Raw genomic sequence first — 14,647 nt, forward strand, 5'->3', positions numbered from 1 at the left:
CGCTTTCGGGACAGGGTTTTGCCGGCATTGGTTACAGCCGGATAGCGGCGGGTGTCCTATGGGGCAGATAGACTCTGCCTGACCTCTTCTACGGAGGCATGGAACGGCGGATAGCCCGGCATATCTGTGCGACCCCTATTCCAATAAGACTCCCAGGCCCAGTAATCCACTCTAGGCTGATTATTTTCTATCGGGAATTCCAGAGGATCGAACACCTCGAAACGAGTGTCTATCTCCTGATCTACCTGTCTGATTCTTCTTTCCATTTCGGCAGCCTCTTCCGCAGTCGGCTCTCTACCCATTTCTCCGCTGGCAAAAGGATCATCGGGATAGACAAAACTCACATAGTCCACTGCGTTTTCAAAATTGCTCTCACTCCATCCAACCATGCCCAAATTGTGGCGGACATAGAGTGCACCTGTTGTCCTCTCCCGGTATACCGCTACTCCAACGGCAGCATATCCCAAATCACTCGTACCGCCTTGCTCCAATGGTATACGCTGCACTTCGGTGCCATCCCAGATTAGGGCCGTAAAGGTGAAATCATAGCGTGTACGTCCAGATTCTTCAAAAATGCCCTTTCCAAATATCAGCAAATCCTCTGTGCCGTCCCCGTTCAGATCCCCAAGCGCGGCGTACATGGCTTCTTCAGGGCTGTATGTATTCAGCGCTTCCAGAAGCGCTTCCCGGCGCTGGCGGTCCAGGATTCTGGCATTTTCTTCTTCTTTCTGCTGCTGCTCCAGCAACTCCTCTTTCTGCCGCTCCAGCTCCTCTATCAGGGCATCTATTTCGGCATTGCCCGCATCTGCAATCTCTTCCGCCACATACTCCGGAACATCATCAATGGTAAAGGACGAGACTGTGATGGAGCTGTCTTCCCCGGCATAGACAAGCTGCGCCGTCTCCCCGGCCTTTATCGTAGCTGTCTGCAGGATCTCGCCCTCCGGACTGGAAATCGTACATTCCACCTTTCCCTCCAGAAGATAGACATTCATATGCTGCGCATCCGGCGATTCCACAAAGCCGCAGGTGCCCCGGATGCCGACTACCATCGTAGAATTCCGGATGTCCATGGATTCGTCTTCTTCAAGGGGCTCGGCCACATTGAAGAAGAGACTGCCGGAATGAACCAGGACTTCCAGATATTTGCCCTCTTTTTGAATTTCCACCTGGCTTTGCGCGTCCATCTTGGCCAGCTTCGTATCGTCAAGGTTGATCCAGGCATAGCTCTCGGAGCGGGTGTCTACCTGATATCCGCTGTAGAGCTTCAGGCCCTCGATAATCGAGACGCCCTTGCCATCCTTGTCCGCCACGGCCACTTCGCCCTGTGTCCTTAAAAGCTCAATGGTGGTCGCCGCCGTCCCGCCGCAGGCCGTGCAGGAAAGCAGAAAGGCTGCTGCCAGCAGGGCTGTGACGGCGCGGAAAAAGACATTGTTGTGATATTTCATTTCTGTTTATTACTCCTTTGCATTCGTGTATCCTCCCGGAGTCTCCAGGCCGCTTATCGTGCGGATTTTCGGAAGCCGTTCCTGCCGATTCCCCTGTTTTTCCAGGAACCTTTCTGACTTGCACCTGATTCCGCTTCCTGAAACCGCGGGAGTCCGGCCTGTTATGCCAGGTCCGGCTCCCGCCGCATTTCTCAGCGGAAGCTCTTCACCCAGGCTATCAGGGAGTCATGGTACACGTTCTCCGTCACGTCCCTGCGCATCTGATCGGTAATGGGCCCGTTCTTTTCCATGATGGCCAGGATCGCCTCCTGCAGTCCGGCGATTTTTCCCTCCTCGAACACTTTCTTCACGGCCTCTTCCGCGGCGGCTTTTCCGTCCGCAGGGCCGTGTGCCGTCTCCTGCCCTGCCGCGCCTGCCAGGGCGGATTCTGCTGCCCCGGACGGCTCTGTCGCTTCGGCTTTCCCGCCGCAGGCCCCATCCCGGGTATTTTCCCCTGCGCCGGACGATTTCTGCGCTGTTTCCCCGAGGACACCCTCTTTGCCGGATGCTTTCCCCCCGGCTTCCCATGCGGCCCTTTCTGTGCCGGCGCTGTTCTGCTGAGCCTCGTTTACCGCGGTGGATTCTTTCGCCGCTTCCCCGCCGGATACCTTCTGTCCGGCATCCTGAGCCGTCTCTCCGGCCCCGGGCTGCCCAGGGCTTTGAGCGGCAGTCTCCCCCGCTTCTTTATCGGAAGCGCCCTGGGGCAGATCCTCTGTCCACTCCCCGTTTTCCGGCACCCAGATCTCCCCGGAATTTGCCTTTACGTTCACGGCGATATGGCCTCCTGCCACGCTCACCCGCTGGCCGCTGAGCGCGCCGATATATTCCGCCGTGTTCCCCGCAGGCAGGGTCATCACATAGTCGCTGTCGTCATTGTTCACCGTGACCAGGACGGACTCTCCATTACAGTTCCTGGAGAAAGCGTACTGGCGGTTGGTCAGCAGCAGCTCCTGATAGTCCCCGTAGGAAAGCGCCTTTATCTTCTGCCGCGCCTTGCCCAGCGCCGCAATCAGGCGGGTGCAGGCGTTCTTCTCCAGAGCGTCGCCGAAATCCGCCAGGGAGAGCGCAGGGCGCAGGGAATCATCGGAATATCGTTCCTTTTTACCCTCTATTCCGAATTCCGAGCCATAATAGACAGAAGGCACGCCGGGCAGCGTGTACAGCAGCACATGTACCGGCGCGAAATGGGCCTTGTTGCTCAGCTTCGTGTAGATCCGCTCCACGTCATGGTTGTCCACGAAATTGTACAGCTTCAGCCCGTCTGGCCGGTTCCCTCCCATGCCGTAGAGACGCTTCACCGTATGGGCAATCTCGAAGTAATTGTGGTCGTTGTGCCCGGAGTACAGGGCCTTGTGCAGATGGTAATTGGTGACGGAGTGCAGCGTCCCCTCGTTGACCCAGCGGGTATAGTCCCCGTGGATGACCTCGCCCATGAGCCAGAACTCCGGCTTCACCTCGTCTGCCACACGGCGCAGCGCTTTCATATAATCGAAATCCAGCACATCCGCCGCGTCCAGCCTTATGCCGTCGATGTCGAACTCGCTGACCCAGAACCGCACTACATCGCAGATATAGTCCCTCACCGCGGGATTCTGCTGATTCAGCTTGGCCAGCAGGTCGTAGCCGCCCCAGTTCTCATAGGAAAAGCCGTCGTTGTACTGGTTGTTCCCCCAGAAGTTCACATTGCGGTACCAGTCCTTATACGGGGAATTCTCCCGTTTCTCCCGGATGTCCTTAAAAGCGAAGAAGTCCCTCCCGGTGTGGTTGAACACGCCGTCCAGGATGACCCGGATGCCCTGCCTGTGGCACTCCGCCACATAGTTCGTCAGATCCTCGTTGGTGCCCAGGCGGCTGTCCAGCTTTTTGTAATCCGTGGTCTCATATCCGTGCCCCACGGACTCGAACAGGGGCCCGATATAGATTGCGTTGCAGCCGATTTCCTTTATGTGCGCTATCCAGGGAATCAGGGTGTTCAGCCGGCGCACCGGCTCTGCATATGAATTTTCTTTCGGTGCCCCTGTAAGCCCCAGGGGGTAGATATGGTAAAATATTGCCTCGTCGTACCATGCCATGTCGCGTTTCCTCCTATTCAGCTGCCGTTTGCGGCAGCTGATGCTTTCTGCGGCCATTGCCGCATTTTCGTATTTCCTTTTCCAGTATAATCCGAATTCTCGAAATAGTCAACTCTTCACGGCAATCCGCCGGCATGCAGGATGAATTTATGTTAATCTTTTATCTAAAATACGTCAATCTCTGGCACGTTTCAGCGCAGGGTTACAAAATCTGTCATCAAACTGTAATCATTTTCTGTTATAATATACTCATGGAAGAAGAAATTTGCCGCGATGTCCAAGCCGGGTCACTTGGCAAATTCCAGTAATTTTCAGTGTAAATCATAAACAGATAATGAGATAAGGCGGAAACCGGAAATGATTGAATTATGTTATGTGGAGGACAATCCAGATATCGCGGATACTGTAAAGCAATATCTGGCGCAGAAAGGCTTTCGCGTGACCGTATGCGCCACTCTTGCCCAGGCAAGGCAGACTCTGCAGGCCAATGTGCCCACGCTGGTGCTGCTCGACTGGAACATGCCGGACGGCCGCGGGGACAGGCTGTGCCAGTGGATCCGCAGCCGCTGGAAAGAGCTGCCGGTGATATTCCTCACTGTCCGGGGAGACAGCGCGGATATCGTCTCCGGCTTCAAAAGCGGCGCGGACGATTATGTGGTGAAGCCCTTTGAGCTGGAGGTGCTGTATTCCCGTATCCTGGCCCTGCTGCGCAGGACCAGAGACACAGCCGGGCAATATCTCTCCTGCGGCGGCATCGTCATCGACCGCAGCCGCATGACTGTCTCCTGCCAGGGAGAGGAAATCGGCCTGAGCATTTTGGAATACCAACTTCTTTTATACTTAATACAGAACAAGGGAAGAACCGTCACCAGAGAGAAAATCCTGGAACAGGTGTGGGACATGAACGGCAATTACGTAAATGACAACACTCTGACCGTGACCATGAAGCGGCTGCGGGACAAGCTCTCCCAGCCGGCCTGCCTGAAGACGGTCAGGAGCGTGGGATACCGCATGGAGGATACCATATGAGCGGCAGAAAAGACTTCTTACTCACTTTCGGGTTCATGCTCTGCGTCAGTCTGGTTTCCTGTGCCCTGACGGCCGCGCTCCTCTCCCGCCACTACGGCAGGCTGCAGTTCGAGATGCTGGACGCCGTCTGCGGGGAAATGCTGGCACAGGCGCCGGAGTCCGAAAAAATAATCGCTTCCGCTTTAAAAGAATACACCGCCCGGACCGGGGGCGGAGGCGCTGCGGACAACGACTCTGCGGGCAGCAATGCGGCAGACAGCAATGGCATAGCGCAAAAGGATTTTCTGTCCGAACTCGGATACCGTGCCGGGGACTTTACAGATACGCGTTCCCCGCGGAATTTCTTATTCCCATTGGCAGGGCTTCTGGCGGGAATCCTGCTCTTTCTCCTTACCTTTCTCTATCGGAACAAAAAAGAGGCTGCCCGCATCCAGGCTCTCGCGGCCTATCTGGAAGAGGTCAATATCGGGAATGCCCCGGTGCTTTCCGCCTCCGGAGAGGATGAATTTTCCAAGCTGGAGGATGAAATCTACAAGACCGTGACCTTTCTCTACCAGACCAGGGACGATGCAGTCCAGGCAAAGAACGCCTTCGCGGAAAACCTGTCCAATATCGCCCATCAGATCAAGACCCCCATCACCGCCATCTCCCTGTCTGTCCAGATGATGCGCCAGTCGCCCCATGACAGCCAGCTGGCCCAGGTGGAAAAACAGCTCCTGCGGCTGACCCGCCTGGAAGAGGCCCTGCTTGTCCTGTCACGAATCGATGCAGGCACATTGCCTTTTCAGAAGACGGAAGTGGATGTCTTTACCCTGCTGGTCCTGGCCGCGGACAATCTGCGGGAACTGTTCGCCGGTTCCGGGACCTCCATCCATATCCCGGAACTGGGAGAGATGGCCGTCACCGCCGATCTGGACTGGACCATGGAGGCAGTCATGAATCTGATGAAAAACTGCATGGAGCATGCAAAAGGCGGAACCATCCACTGCTCCTATGCCCAGAATCCTCTGTACACGGAAATCCTGATCTGGGATGAGGGGGACGGTTTCCAGAAAGACGATATCCCATATCTTTTTAAACGATTCTACAGAGGCCGGAACGCCGGGGAGGGCGGCATCGGCATCGGGCTTGCCCTGTCAAAAGAAATCATCGAGCGCCAGAACGGAACCATACAGGCCGAAAACATGCCGGGCGGCGGCGCCCGTTTTGAAATTCGCTTCTACCGTCACTGAGCTGTAACTTTCGTTTGCTATACTGTATTTATGACCCGGTCAGCCAGGGGGCATTCCCCTGGCAATAGCACTGCAATAACGCTACTATTGCAGGAAAGGAGACAACAGAAAATGGAAATCTTAAAATGTGAAAGCGTCCGAAAGACTTACGGAGACCGCGGCAACCAGGTAGCCGCGCTGGACGGAATCGATCTGTCGGTAAGCAAGGGGGAATTCGTGGCAATCATAGGGGCCTCCGGCTCAGGCAAGTCCACCCTGCTGCATATCCTGGGCACCGTGGACAAGCCCACGAGCGGAAAGGTGACCATAGACGGCACTGACCTTGCGGGCCTAAATCCCACCCAGGCAGCGATTTTCCGCCGCAGAAAGGTAGGTCTGGTGTACCAATTCTACAACCTGATCCCCACCCTCACCGTGCGGAAGAATATCCTGATGCCCCTGGCTCTCGACAAGAAAAAGCCCAATCAGGAGTACTTTGACAAAGTGGTGGGCTCCCTGGGCCTCTCCGAGAAGCTCGATGCCCTGCCCAACCAGCTCTCGGGCGGCCAGCAGCAGAGGGTGGCCATCGCGCGCTCTCTGATCTACCGTCCGGCGCTGCTTTTAGCGGACGAGCCCACGGGAAACCTGGACCAGAAGAATTCCAGGGAGATCATCGACATGCTGAAGCTCTCTAACCGCAATCTGGAACAGACCATCATTCTGATCACCCATGACGAAAAGGTGGCTCTGGAGGCAGAGCGCATCATCACCCTGAACGATGGGCACATCGTCAGCGACGAAAAGCGGAGGTGAAATCGATGTCTCAATTGAATATGTGGAAAGATTATTCCTCCGGCTATGTCAGGAACAACCGGACGTCAGGCCTGGCCGTCACCATAGCGGCATTTATCTCTGCATTGCTTCTGTCCCTGCTGTGCGGGTCATTCTATAATATGTGGAAATATGAAATCGAGCGGCTGGAGCTGGAAGAGGGAGGGTGGCACAGCCGGATCGCCGGAGAGCTGAATCCGGAGGCAATCGATGCCATACAGAATTTTGCCAATGTGAAAGAGGTTGTGGCAAACCAGGCAGGAAACGGCGGAGGGACGGTTATTGATATTTATTTTACCGATATATCCTCCGTCCTGGAAGATATGCCCCGGATTGCCCAGGCAGTGGGAGTCTCGCCGGATGCGGTCACTTACCACCACTCGCTCCTGGCCATGTATCTGGTGCGCGACCCTTCAGACCCTGCGCCGCGGATGCTGTTTCCCCTGTTTCTGCTGATAACGGCTTTTGCCTCGTTTTCGCTGATCGTCATCATACACAATTCTTTCGCTGTGACCATGAATGCCAGAATCCACCAGTTCGGCATCTTCTCCAGCATCGGCGCTACGCCCAGGCAGATACGGGCCTGTCTTTTGCAGGAGGCGGCCGCGCTGTGCGCCCTGCCTGTGATAATCGGCAATTTGCTGGGAATCCTGCTGAGCATGGCGCTTGTGAATCTGTCAAATATTCTGCTGGGGAGCAATGTGCCGGGACGGCATGAATCGGACTTTGGCTATCATCCTCTTGTCCTGGGGCTGACCCTGTTGGTGACTGTCCTCACCATATGGATTTCCGCCTGGCTCCCGGCCAGGAAATTAAGCAGGCTGACCCCTCTGGAGGCAATCAAAAACGTGGATGAGCTGCATCTGAAGCGCAGGAAGAAATCCCCCATCCTCTCCTGTTTGTTCGGCACCCCGGGAGAACTGGCCGGAAACGCGCTGAAAGCACAGCGGAAAGCCCTGCGGACCGCGTCCCTGTCCCTTGTGTTCTCTTTCCTGGCCTTTACGATGATGCAGTGCTTTTTCTCGCTCTCCGAAATCAGCACAAGAGAGACCTATTTTGAGAGATACCTGAATGTCTGGGATATCTATGTGACAATAAAGGACGCAGCCCTGGACTCTTTTGCGGAAACAGCCGAAATACAGGAACTTCCCGGCGCGGAGAATGCCATCGTCTATCAAAGGGCCGCGGCAAAAAGGCTGGTCACCGAAGACGAAATCAGCGAGGATATGAAATCTTTCGGCGGATTTTCCCATGCCGCTGGCAACTATGTATCTCAGACAGATGCCGGCTGGCTGGTGAACGCCCCCATTGTCATCCTGGATGACGCCAGCTTTCTATCCTACTGCGGGCAGATCGGCGCCTCGCCACGGCTTGACGGGGCAGTGGTGCTCAATCAGATCCGCGATGTGACCAATCCGGACTTTCGGCATCCGGATTATATGCCCTATCTGAAAGCATCCGGCGGGGCCGAAAGCGCCGTCAGCATTTTAAGGCAATATGGTAATACAGAAATTAAGGCAGAGGTTCCCATTGTGTCCTATACAGAGGAAACGCCTGCCCTGCGGGAGGAATACGCGACCCTTGACTACTATGAACTGGTACATTTCCTTCCTGTCTCTCTGTGGGAAGAAATCAGGGGACAGATAGGAGGAACGGAAGAGGATGTCCTTATCTGTGTCCTTGCCGCCGAAAATGCATCCCTGGCCGACCTGAATGCCCTGCAGGACGAAATCAGCCGGCTCCTGAGCCCGAAATACTCCCTTGAAAGCGAGAACCGGATCCAGAAACAGGAAACCAATGACCTCCAGATGGCGGGCTTCAAGGCTATCCTGGGCGGCTTCTGCGTCCTGCTTGCCATCATCGGCATCGGCAATGTATTTTCCAATACCATGGGCTTTGTCCGTCAGCGGAAAAGAGAATTCGCCAGATATATGTCCGTGGGCCTGACGCCGGAGAGCATCCGGAAAATGTTCCTGATAGAGGCTTCGGTTCTGGCCTGCCGTCCGGTGCTGTTCACTCTCCCGCCGGCAGTCTTTGCCGTCTGGTTCATGCTGAGGGCAAGCTATGTGGACGCAGGGGAATTTCTCGCCCAGACCCCTTTCTTTCCGATTACTGTTTTCCTGCTGGCCATCTGGGGGACGGTGGCGCTGGCCTATTTTCTTGGCTGGCGGCAGGTGCGCCGAATCAATCTGGCGCAGGTCCTGCGGGATGATACGATGATGTGAGAAGGCCATGACTATTCCTGTTGTTACAGACAGGTATTATGGGGAGGAGTACAGCAGATAATGCCCCTCCCCACACTCCCTGCATTTTTCATATGTTTTCCCATTGTATTCATAAGGAGCATCAGGCTCTGTTCCCAACCACACAATGCAATCCGGTTGGAATGAACCATCAGCGTAACCAGCGGACTGATTGGTGACGCCCACATGTTCTATACGCATAACCTCATCCGGCAGCATTCGCCATAATGGGTATTCATAATCATCACCCCCCATGGACAGACCTACCGAATTATAACCGCCATCATCAATGGCTGCACACACAGCGGCATAAGGTTCGTATTCCTCAAAACGATTGGCGAAATAGCCCTCGGGGCGTTGGCCGGCCTCCCTTTTTGTCACCATAGTCCAGTGGTATATGCTCTGGTATGACAGGTCTGCAACACAAAGCAAAATCACCACAGCGGCCAATGCATATCGCGGAATCCGCGGCAACCGGTTCTGAAGCTGTATCGCAATCAGCGGACACAACAGCGCCAGATAAGAAAGCATATAGCGGCTGACAAAGGGCTCCCAGCGCAGAACGGCACAAAATACCATAAAACATATTGCAGCTATAAAAGAATAGCCCAATACAATCCTTTTTACAGAATACCGGCGGCATGCCCATATGCCCAGAAGTATGCAGAACACCAACAAGTACACAATCAAAGGATTCACTGCCATATCATGGCCATACTCCGCGGCTCCATGTACGAAAAATTCTCTTCCGTCCTCAGCTATGGAAACATCGTTTAAATCCACATGCAACAGGAACGCAATCTTGCGCACTAGACGCAGAATCAGACTGGAACTATCGGGCAGATAACGGCTGGGCAGATTGAAAGTAAAATTTTTCAAAAAATTTACAATCACATACAATGGATGCAACGTTCCAATGAGTTGGCGGCGTCCTACACCAGAATCAGAAATAGCGGAAAAAGTCTGCAGGTTACGCAATGTCTCTGGTATCAACGGCAATAAAATTGCAGGAATCACACAGGCCAGAAGCCGACAGAGGCAAACCAGGGAATCTTTCCTCAAGATACAGTGCAGCAACAGCCACAGCACAAACAGGGCCATGGCAATGCATACAGAAGGCTTAGCCAGATATCCCAGGCTGACGCAAAATCCCATGGTGCAAACCTTACGGACTGTGGGGCCATCAAAAACGATTTTCTGAGGACTCGTGAAATCCAACAGCAGATATACAAAATACAATAGCCACAAGGCGGCAAAGTGATCCGTCTGTGTCGTCAGCGCCTCTGACACGGCGATAGGCATAGCCATATACAGCAGCGATGCCAAAAGGCTAAATCCCTGAGAACCATGAAGTTTTCGGGTAATCTGGTATATCATACAGACACTTGTCAAATAGCTGGCACATTGCAGCAGATTTAATAAGATGTCAGATTGGCCAGTCAGCACATAGACATGCAGATTGACAAATTCCGCCAAGACAGGGCTGGAAATCTGACGCAGAATATGTGTGGCATAGTGCGCCACAGACCCGTTCTGTGCCCAGTGGGCAATACGCGGCAAATGATAGGTCATGGAATCCCAGTTATAGGGAACTGTAATCAGGGAAAAAACCAGTACTGTCCCCCCGAAAACTGCCAATATCCCTATTTCTGCCCGGACTAATGTGAATTCAGCCAAATGCGGCAGCAGGTTTCTGTATTTTTTACGATATATCAGTAGTCCAAGCAGCACTACGGCAGTTCCAAACCATACACAGAACAGCGGCACAGGGCGCAGCTGGCCGGGCAGGGACAGCAGCTGTGTGACAACGAACAGATATAAGGTCCAAAGAGTGCTGGCCCGTATATAAGCATAGGTACGCTCCTCTTCTCCGCACAAATTAGCATACAGCAATAAAAAGGACGATAACATATTTATACCCTCTCCATTTTCTAAGACTTGCAGGCAACAGCCATAATGCTCATACTGTGCCTACAGTAACATAATCGGGAAATTTTGTAAACAGCTTTAGCCGCAAAAAGCAGTCCGAAAACTTTCCATCGCAGCTATTGATAAGCATCTGGTCAGCACGCACCATATTGGCCGGTCAATGAATGACAATCAATGCACAGGCGCAATCTCGGCAAAGGCACTTAAACCTTGCAAAACCCTGTGGAGTCTGCTACAATTGAGAAACTTAAGGAGGAAAAAGACATGGAAAGAACATACATTTCGGATGCCATCTCCGCCGCAGGGCACAGGGTTCTGGTGCAGGGCTTCGTGGACAATCTGCGGGACAGCAAATACATGGCGTTCATCGTTTTAAAGGACATCACGGGAAAGATACAGATTACCATAGAAAAGGAGGCCCGTCCCGAACTATGTGATGCCGTTTCCCGGTTGACAGAGGACTCCGTCATCTCTGTCATCGGAAACGTGGCGTCCAATGATTACGTCAAGCTAGGCGGCGTAGAAGTGATTCCGGAAAGCATCCGGATCGAATCTGTGGCGGAAGCCCTTCCCATCGCCCGGAAAGCCATCCCGGCCACGAAGAAGAAAAAGGCGGTAGAGCGCTCCAGCATCGACCAGAGAATCGATTATCGCTGGATCGATCTAAGGACCGATGAGAACCAGCTGATGTTCCAGATCCAGACCGCCATGGTGAACTCCATGCGCCAGTTTCTGCTGAACCAGAATTTCCTGGAAATCCATACGCCCAAGCTGATCGGCGCTGCCAGCGAAAGCGGGGCCGATGTGTTCGAGGTCAAATATTTCGACCGGAACGCCTACCTGGCCCAGAGCCCCCAGTTCTATAAGCAGATGGCCATGGCCAGCGGCTTTGAACGCATTTTTGAGGTAGGCCCTGTATTCCGTGCGGAGAAATCCAATACCAACCGCCACACCACCGAATTCACGGGCTTCGACCTGGAATTCAGCTACATCGATTCCTACCAGGACGTCATGGACATGGAGGCGAAGCTGTTGACCCACATGCTGGGGGAGATCAGCCAAAGGTTCGGCAGCCGGATCAAGGAGACCTTCGGCACCGATGTCATCGTCCCCACCCTTCCCTTCCCCATCATCGACCTGGCCGATCTATACGAAGAACTGGAGAAAAAATACGGCTATACCGTAGACGAATCCGAGAAAGGCGACCTGACTACATGGGCGGAGCAACTCAGCTACAGATGGGTCCGGCAGACCTATGGGCACGAATTCCTCTTTGTGACAGGCTTTGATGCGGAAAAGAGGGCATTCTATCACATGCGCGACGAGAATGGCGTCCCCATGGGCTACGACCTGATCTGGCGGGGCGTGGAGATCACCACCGGAGCCCAGAGAGAGCACCGTTACGATGTCCTGAAAAAGCAGGCCGCGGAAAAAGGGCTTGAGGAGGATGTGAGATTTTATCTGGAATTCTTCAAATACGGCTGCCCGCCCCACGGCGGGTTCGGCATCGGCATAGACCGGCTGACCATGCTTCTGCTGAACCTGGGCATCAAAGATGCCATGTTCCTCTTCCGGGGGCCCAACCGTCTGAATCCTTAACAAAGCCTCTTATTTTTTCTGCCTGCCCTCTCCGGCAGCTGAAAATCTCCTGCGGAAGCGGCGTCACCGTCAGGTCTCTCCATTCCCTCCGGCGGACTGAACTCCTCTCCGAATGCGGCGTCACCGTCAGGTCTTTCCATTCCCTCCGGCGGACTAGCCTCCCCGCCGATTGCAGCCTCTGCGCCTGCATTTTCGGTGTCGCCCGGCTTTCCACCGCCTCTGCCAAAATGGCCTTCGCCGCCCTGACCCGGGAAACCGCCTCCGCCTCTGTCAAATGCCCCCATGACCTCAATATCGATAGACGACGCGTCAACCAGGTTAGAGGCATCCGCCTGCTGTCCAGCGTCTGTAGAGGGTATCCTGCCGTCCAGCTGTCCCCGGATGCTCTCCGCCCTCAATATCACAGTCTCGTACAGCATTTCCGCCGCTGCCCCATATTCTTCACCGGAATAGAATGCCGCAGGGTCGGTTTCCACCAATGTATCAATCTGGCTCCGAATACGCTGATAAACCTGCGAAAATCTCCCGCCGGAGACATATTCTTCCGTCAGCTTCCGCAGATATTCATGATATTCCTCAAGATACCCCTCGTCCTCCAGCAAGGCATCAAAAAACGCCGTTCCCTGAAAAGGAGTGTCAATGGCATCATTGATCGTCCCGGACGCGTCCCTGCTCCCTCCCATGCCGCCAAAGGACAGATTATAATCCCACGGGATAATATTCAGCTTCCCGTTATACTCATACAGATAGTAATTATGGGCCATGTTGCCGGACAGGCTGTCCAGATTTACTGAAAAGGCATGCACCGCCATATATTTCAGTACATTTCATCCCCCTCATGCTCCATAGCGGCTACATCAGCGCTGGCGGCAATGGAAGTGATCGGCGTCTTCAGCTCATGTCCTGCATCTGTGATGAACCGCTTCTGCCGCTCGATATTTTCCGCAAAAGGACGGATTGCATACCGGGAAAAGAACACAATCAGCCCGAAGACCACAATCAGGCTGCCGATGCCTGTGCCCAGGGACACAAAGAGCAAAGTGCGCATGGCCTGCAGGGAATCCGCCACATTCAGGAACAACACCGTAATCCCCGTCTCATCCTCCCGGATCAGATACCGGTAGTCCCCGTAATAGCCCCTTTCCTTTTAACAGGACTGTCTCCGTATATTCCCCGGCCAGCTCCTCATCGATGGAGGAAATATGGTCCCTCGATATGAATATGATATGCCCCGCCGGGTCACAATGGGCAGCAAAAAAACGCGTGGTGAACTCCGCCTCCGGCCCTCCCCCCGGCATATCCGCCATGGGGGGCAGCGCAGCCCCCGGCCTGCGGAAAGCCCTCTGCTCCCGCCGCAAAAGCTCTTCCGCCATCTCATCCCGCATGGAAGTAGTCCGGTAATAATTCACAAGATTGATTCCCACAAGCCAGACCACCATGACCGTCCCGAAAGCCGCCATGGCCGCCAGAATAAAACGCCGCTGCATCTTCTTTAACATTTGAACCTCCACGCCGCCCGCTATGTGCTGTACAGCCGGGAAAAATTCCCTCTTTCGGCATTCTTCCGTGTGTAATCCAGGACTTCTCTATACACTTTCCTCCAGTGAGTAGCCGGCGCCGCGGACTGTCCTGATTTCCACGCTGCAGGCAATTTCCCGCAGCTTCCTGCGGACAAATCCGATGTAAGTCCAGACCACATCGATTCCCGCCTCGGAATCCTGTCCCCATATCCTGTCCATCAGATGATTCGTGGAGAATACGTAATGGGGATGCCGGAAAAACAGTTCCGCCAGCTGAAACTCCTTATTGTTCAGCCGTACCGAAAGGCTGCCGCAGCCCAGCGTGTACCGATTGCAATCCAGCTCCACATCCCCGAAAGAGAGGATCGTCTCCGAGTATCCCCCGTTCCTGCGGGAAAGGGCTTTCACCCTGGCGATGAATTCCCTGCTGGCGAAAGGCTTGGGCAGGTAATCATCCGCCCCTGCTTCCAGCCCCGCCACCCGGTCCTCGATTTCCGCCTTAGCCGTCAGCATCAGCACCGGAACCGCGGCGCCGCTCTTCCGGATGCGGGCCAGCGCTTCGGCGCCGTCATGGACCATGTCCACAGTAAATTTATTCTTTTCCAACAGGAATTTCAGGGCCTTTGCAAGTTCGACCTCATCCTCCGCAATCAAAACGCGCATCAGAAATACCTCTCATCCCCTGCCAATCATCTTTTTCCCGTCAGTATAGCATATCCCGGGACA

Annotated in this window: 12 protein-coding genes and 1 pseudogene; 5 read left to right on the forward strand and 8 right to left on the reverse strand. The window is 54.3% G+C overall.

Annotated elements, in window-relative coordinates; all coding sequences use genetic code 11:
* Nucleotides 1–56: 56 nt before the first annotated feature.
* Together NFS35_RS07415 and NFS35_RS07420 are read right to left on the reverse strand one after the other, a co-directional pair.
* Nucleotides 57–1,448, reverse strand: a complete 1,392-nt coding sequence (locus NFS35_RS07415) for a FecR domain-containing protein (protein WP_251206489.1) — start codon at nucleotides 1,446–1,448, stop codon at nucleotides 57–59.
* A gap of 191 nt (nucleotides 1,449–1,639) precedes the next feature.
* Nucleotides 1,640–3,559, reverse strand: coding sequence for an alpha-amylase family glycosyl hydrolase (locus tag NFS35_RS07420; protein WP_251206490.1), 1,920 nt, complete (start codon nucleotides 3,557–3,559; stop codon nucleotides 1,640–1,642).
* A 357-nt stretch (nucleotides 3,560–3,916) separates the two neighbouring features.
* Between NFS35_RS07420 and NFS35_RS07425 the strand changes: the two genes are divergently transcribed.
* The 4 genes from NFS35_RS07425 (at nucleotide 3,917) to NFS35_RS07440 (ending at nucleotide 8,855) form a co-directional block, all read left to right on the forward strand.
* The gene (locus NFS35_RS07425) at nucleotides 3,917–4,588 is read left to right on the forward strand and encodes a response regulator transcription factor (RefSeq protein ID WP_251206491.1); all 672 of its coding nucleotides are present in this window, start codon (nucleotides 3,917–3,919) and stop codon (nucleotides 4,586–4,588) included.
* Entirely contained in the window at nucleotides 4,585–5,820 is a 1,236-nt protein-coding gene (locus tag NFS35_RS07430) for a sensor histidine kinase (protein ID WP_251206492.1), read from the forward strand. The genes NFS35_RS07425 and NFS35_RS07430 overlap by 4 nt, the downstream gene beginning before the upstream one ends.
* Nucleotides 5,821–5,931: 111 nt before the next feature.
* Nucleotides 5,932–6,612 (forward strand): ABC transporter ATP-binding protein, encoded by a 681-nt coding sequence (locus NFS35_RS07435; RefSeq protein ID WP_251206493.1) that lies wholly within the window; start codon nucleotides 5,932–5,934, stop codon nucleotides 6,610–6,612.
* A gap of 20 nt (nucleotides 6,613–6,632) precedes the next feature.
* Nucleotides 6,633–8,855 carry an ABC transporter permease gene (locus NFS35_RS07440; protein WP_251206547.1) on the forward strand — a complete coding sequence of 741 codons (2,223 nt, stop codon included), beginning with the start codon at nucleotides 6,633–6,635 and terminating at the stop codon, nucleotides 8,853–8,855.
* Nucleotides 8,856–8,891: 36 nt separating this feature from the next.
* Here NFS35_RS07440 and NFS35_RS07445 read toward each other — a convergent pair whose 3' ends face one another.
* A complete protein-coding gene (locus tag NFS35_RS07445) occupies nucleotides 8,892–9,890 on the reverse strand; it encodes a hypothetical protein (protein ID WP_251206494.1) in 999 nt (332 codons plus the stop codon).
* 6 nt (nucleotides 9,891–9,896) lie between these two features.
* Nucleotides 9,897–10,784 (reverse strand): annotated as a pseudogene (locus NFS35_RS29875) (glycosyltransferase family 39 protein); the annotation flags it as partial.
* Nucleotides 10,785–11,066: 282 nt separating this feature from the next.
* Here NFS35_RS29875 and aspS point away from each other — a divergent pair.
* The gene (gene aspS, locus NFS35_RS07450) at nucleotides 11,067–12,401 is read left to right on the forward strand and encodes an aspartate--tRNA(Asn) ligase (protein WP_251206495.1); all 1,335 of its coding nucleotides are present in this window, start codon (nucleotides 11,067–11,069) and stop codon (nucleotides 12,399–12,401) included.
* Here aspS and NFS35_RS07455 read toward each other — a convergent pair.
* The 4 genes from NFS35_RS07455 to NFS35_RS07470 form a co-directional block, all read right to left on the reverse strand.
* On the reverse strand, nucleotides 12,398–13,213 hold the full coding sequence (locus NFS35_RS07455) for a CotH kinase family protein (RefSeq protein ID WP_251206496.1): 816 nt from the start codon (nucleotides 13,211–13,213) through the stop codon (nucleotides 12,398–12,400). The genes aspS and NFS35_RS07455 overlap by 4 nt on opposite strands.
* Before the next feature lie 5 nt (nucleotides 13,214–13,218).
* Nucleotides 13,219–13,485, reverse strand: coding sequence for a hypothetical protein (locus tag NFS35_RS07460; RefSeq protein WP_251206497.1), 267 nt, complete (start codon nucleotides 13,483–13,485; stop codon nucleotides 13,219–13,221).
* A gap of 13 nt (nucleotides 13,486–13,498) precedes the next feature.
* Nucleotides 13,499–13,900, reverse strand: coding sequence for a hypothetical protein (locus tag NFS35_RS07465; protein ID WP_251206498.1), 402 nt, complete (start codon nucleotides 13,898–13,900; stop codon nucleotides 13,499–13,501).
* A gap of 87 nt (nucleotides 13,901–13,987) precedes the next feature.
* Nucleotides 13,988–14,584, reverse strand: a complete 597-nt coding sequence (locus tag NFS35_RS07470) for a response regulator transcription factor (RefSeq protein WP_251206499.1) — start codon at nucleotides 14,582–14,584, stop codon at nucleotides 13,988–13,990.
* Between the last annotated feature and the right edge of the window lie 63 nt (nucleotides 14,585–14,647).

Origin of the sequence: Acetatifactor aquisgranensis (genome assembly GCF_943193215.1) — a bacterium.
GTDB lineage: Bacteria > Bacillota > Clostridia > Lachnospirales > Lachnospiraceae > Acetatifactor > Acetatifactor aquisgranensis.

Excerpts from the sequence above, each read along its gene's own strand:
- NFS35_RS07440 (WP_251206547.1), top strand. The coding sequence starts at position 6,633 with ATGTGGAAAGATTATTCCTCCGGCTATGTCAGGAACAACCGGACGTCA.
- NFS35_RS07420 (WP_251206490.1), bottom strand. The coding sequence starts at position 3,559 with ATGGCATGGTACGACGAGGCAATATTTTACCATATCTACCCCCTGGGG.
- NFS35_RS07415 (WP_251206489.1), bottom strand. The coding sequence starts at position 1,448 with ATGAAATATCACAACAATGTCTTTTTCCGCGCCGTCACAGCCCTGCTG.
- NFS35_RS07430 (WP_251206492.1), top strand. The coding sequence starts at position 4,585 with ATGAGCGGCAGAAAAGACTTCTTACTCACTTTCGGGTTCATGCTCTGC.
- aspS (WP_251206495.1), top strand. The coding sequence starts at position 11,067 with ATGGAAAGAACATACATTTCGGATGCCATCTCCGCCGCAGGGCACAGG.
- NFS35_RS07425 (WP_251206491.1), top strand. The coding sequence starts at position 3,917 with ATGATTGAATTATGTTATGTGGAGGACAATCCAGATATCGCGGATACT.
- NFS35_RS07455 (WP_251206496.1), bottom strand. The coding sequence starts at position 13,213 with ATGGCGGTGCATGCCTTTTCAGTAAATCTGGACAGCCTGTCCGGCAAC.
- NFS35_RS07465 (WP_251206498.1), bottom strand. The coding sequence starts at position 13,900 with ATGTTAAAGAAGATGCAGCGGCGTTTTATTCTGGCGGCCATGGCGGCT.
- NFS35_RS07470 (WP_251206499.1), bottom strand. The coding sequence starts at position 14,584 with ATGCGCGTTTTGATTGCGGAGGATGAGGTCGAACTTGCAAAGGCCCTG.
- NFS35_RS07435 (WP_251206493.1), top strand. The coding sequence starts at position 5,932 with ATGGAAATCTTAAAATGTGAAAGCGTCCGAAAGACTTACGGAGACCGC.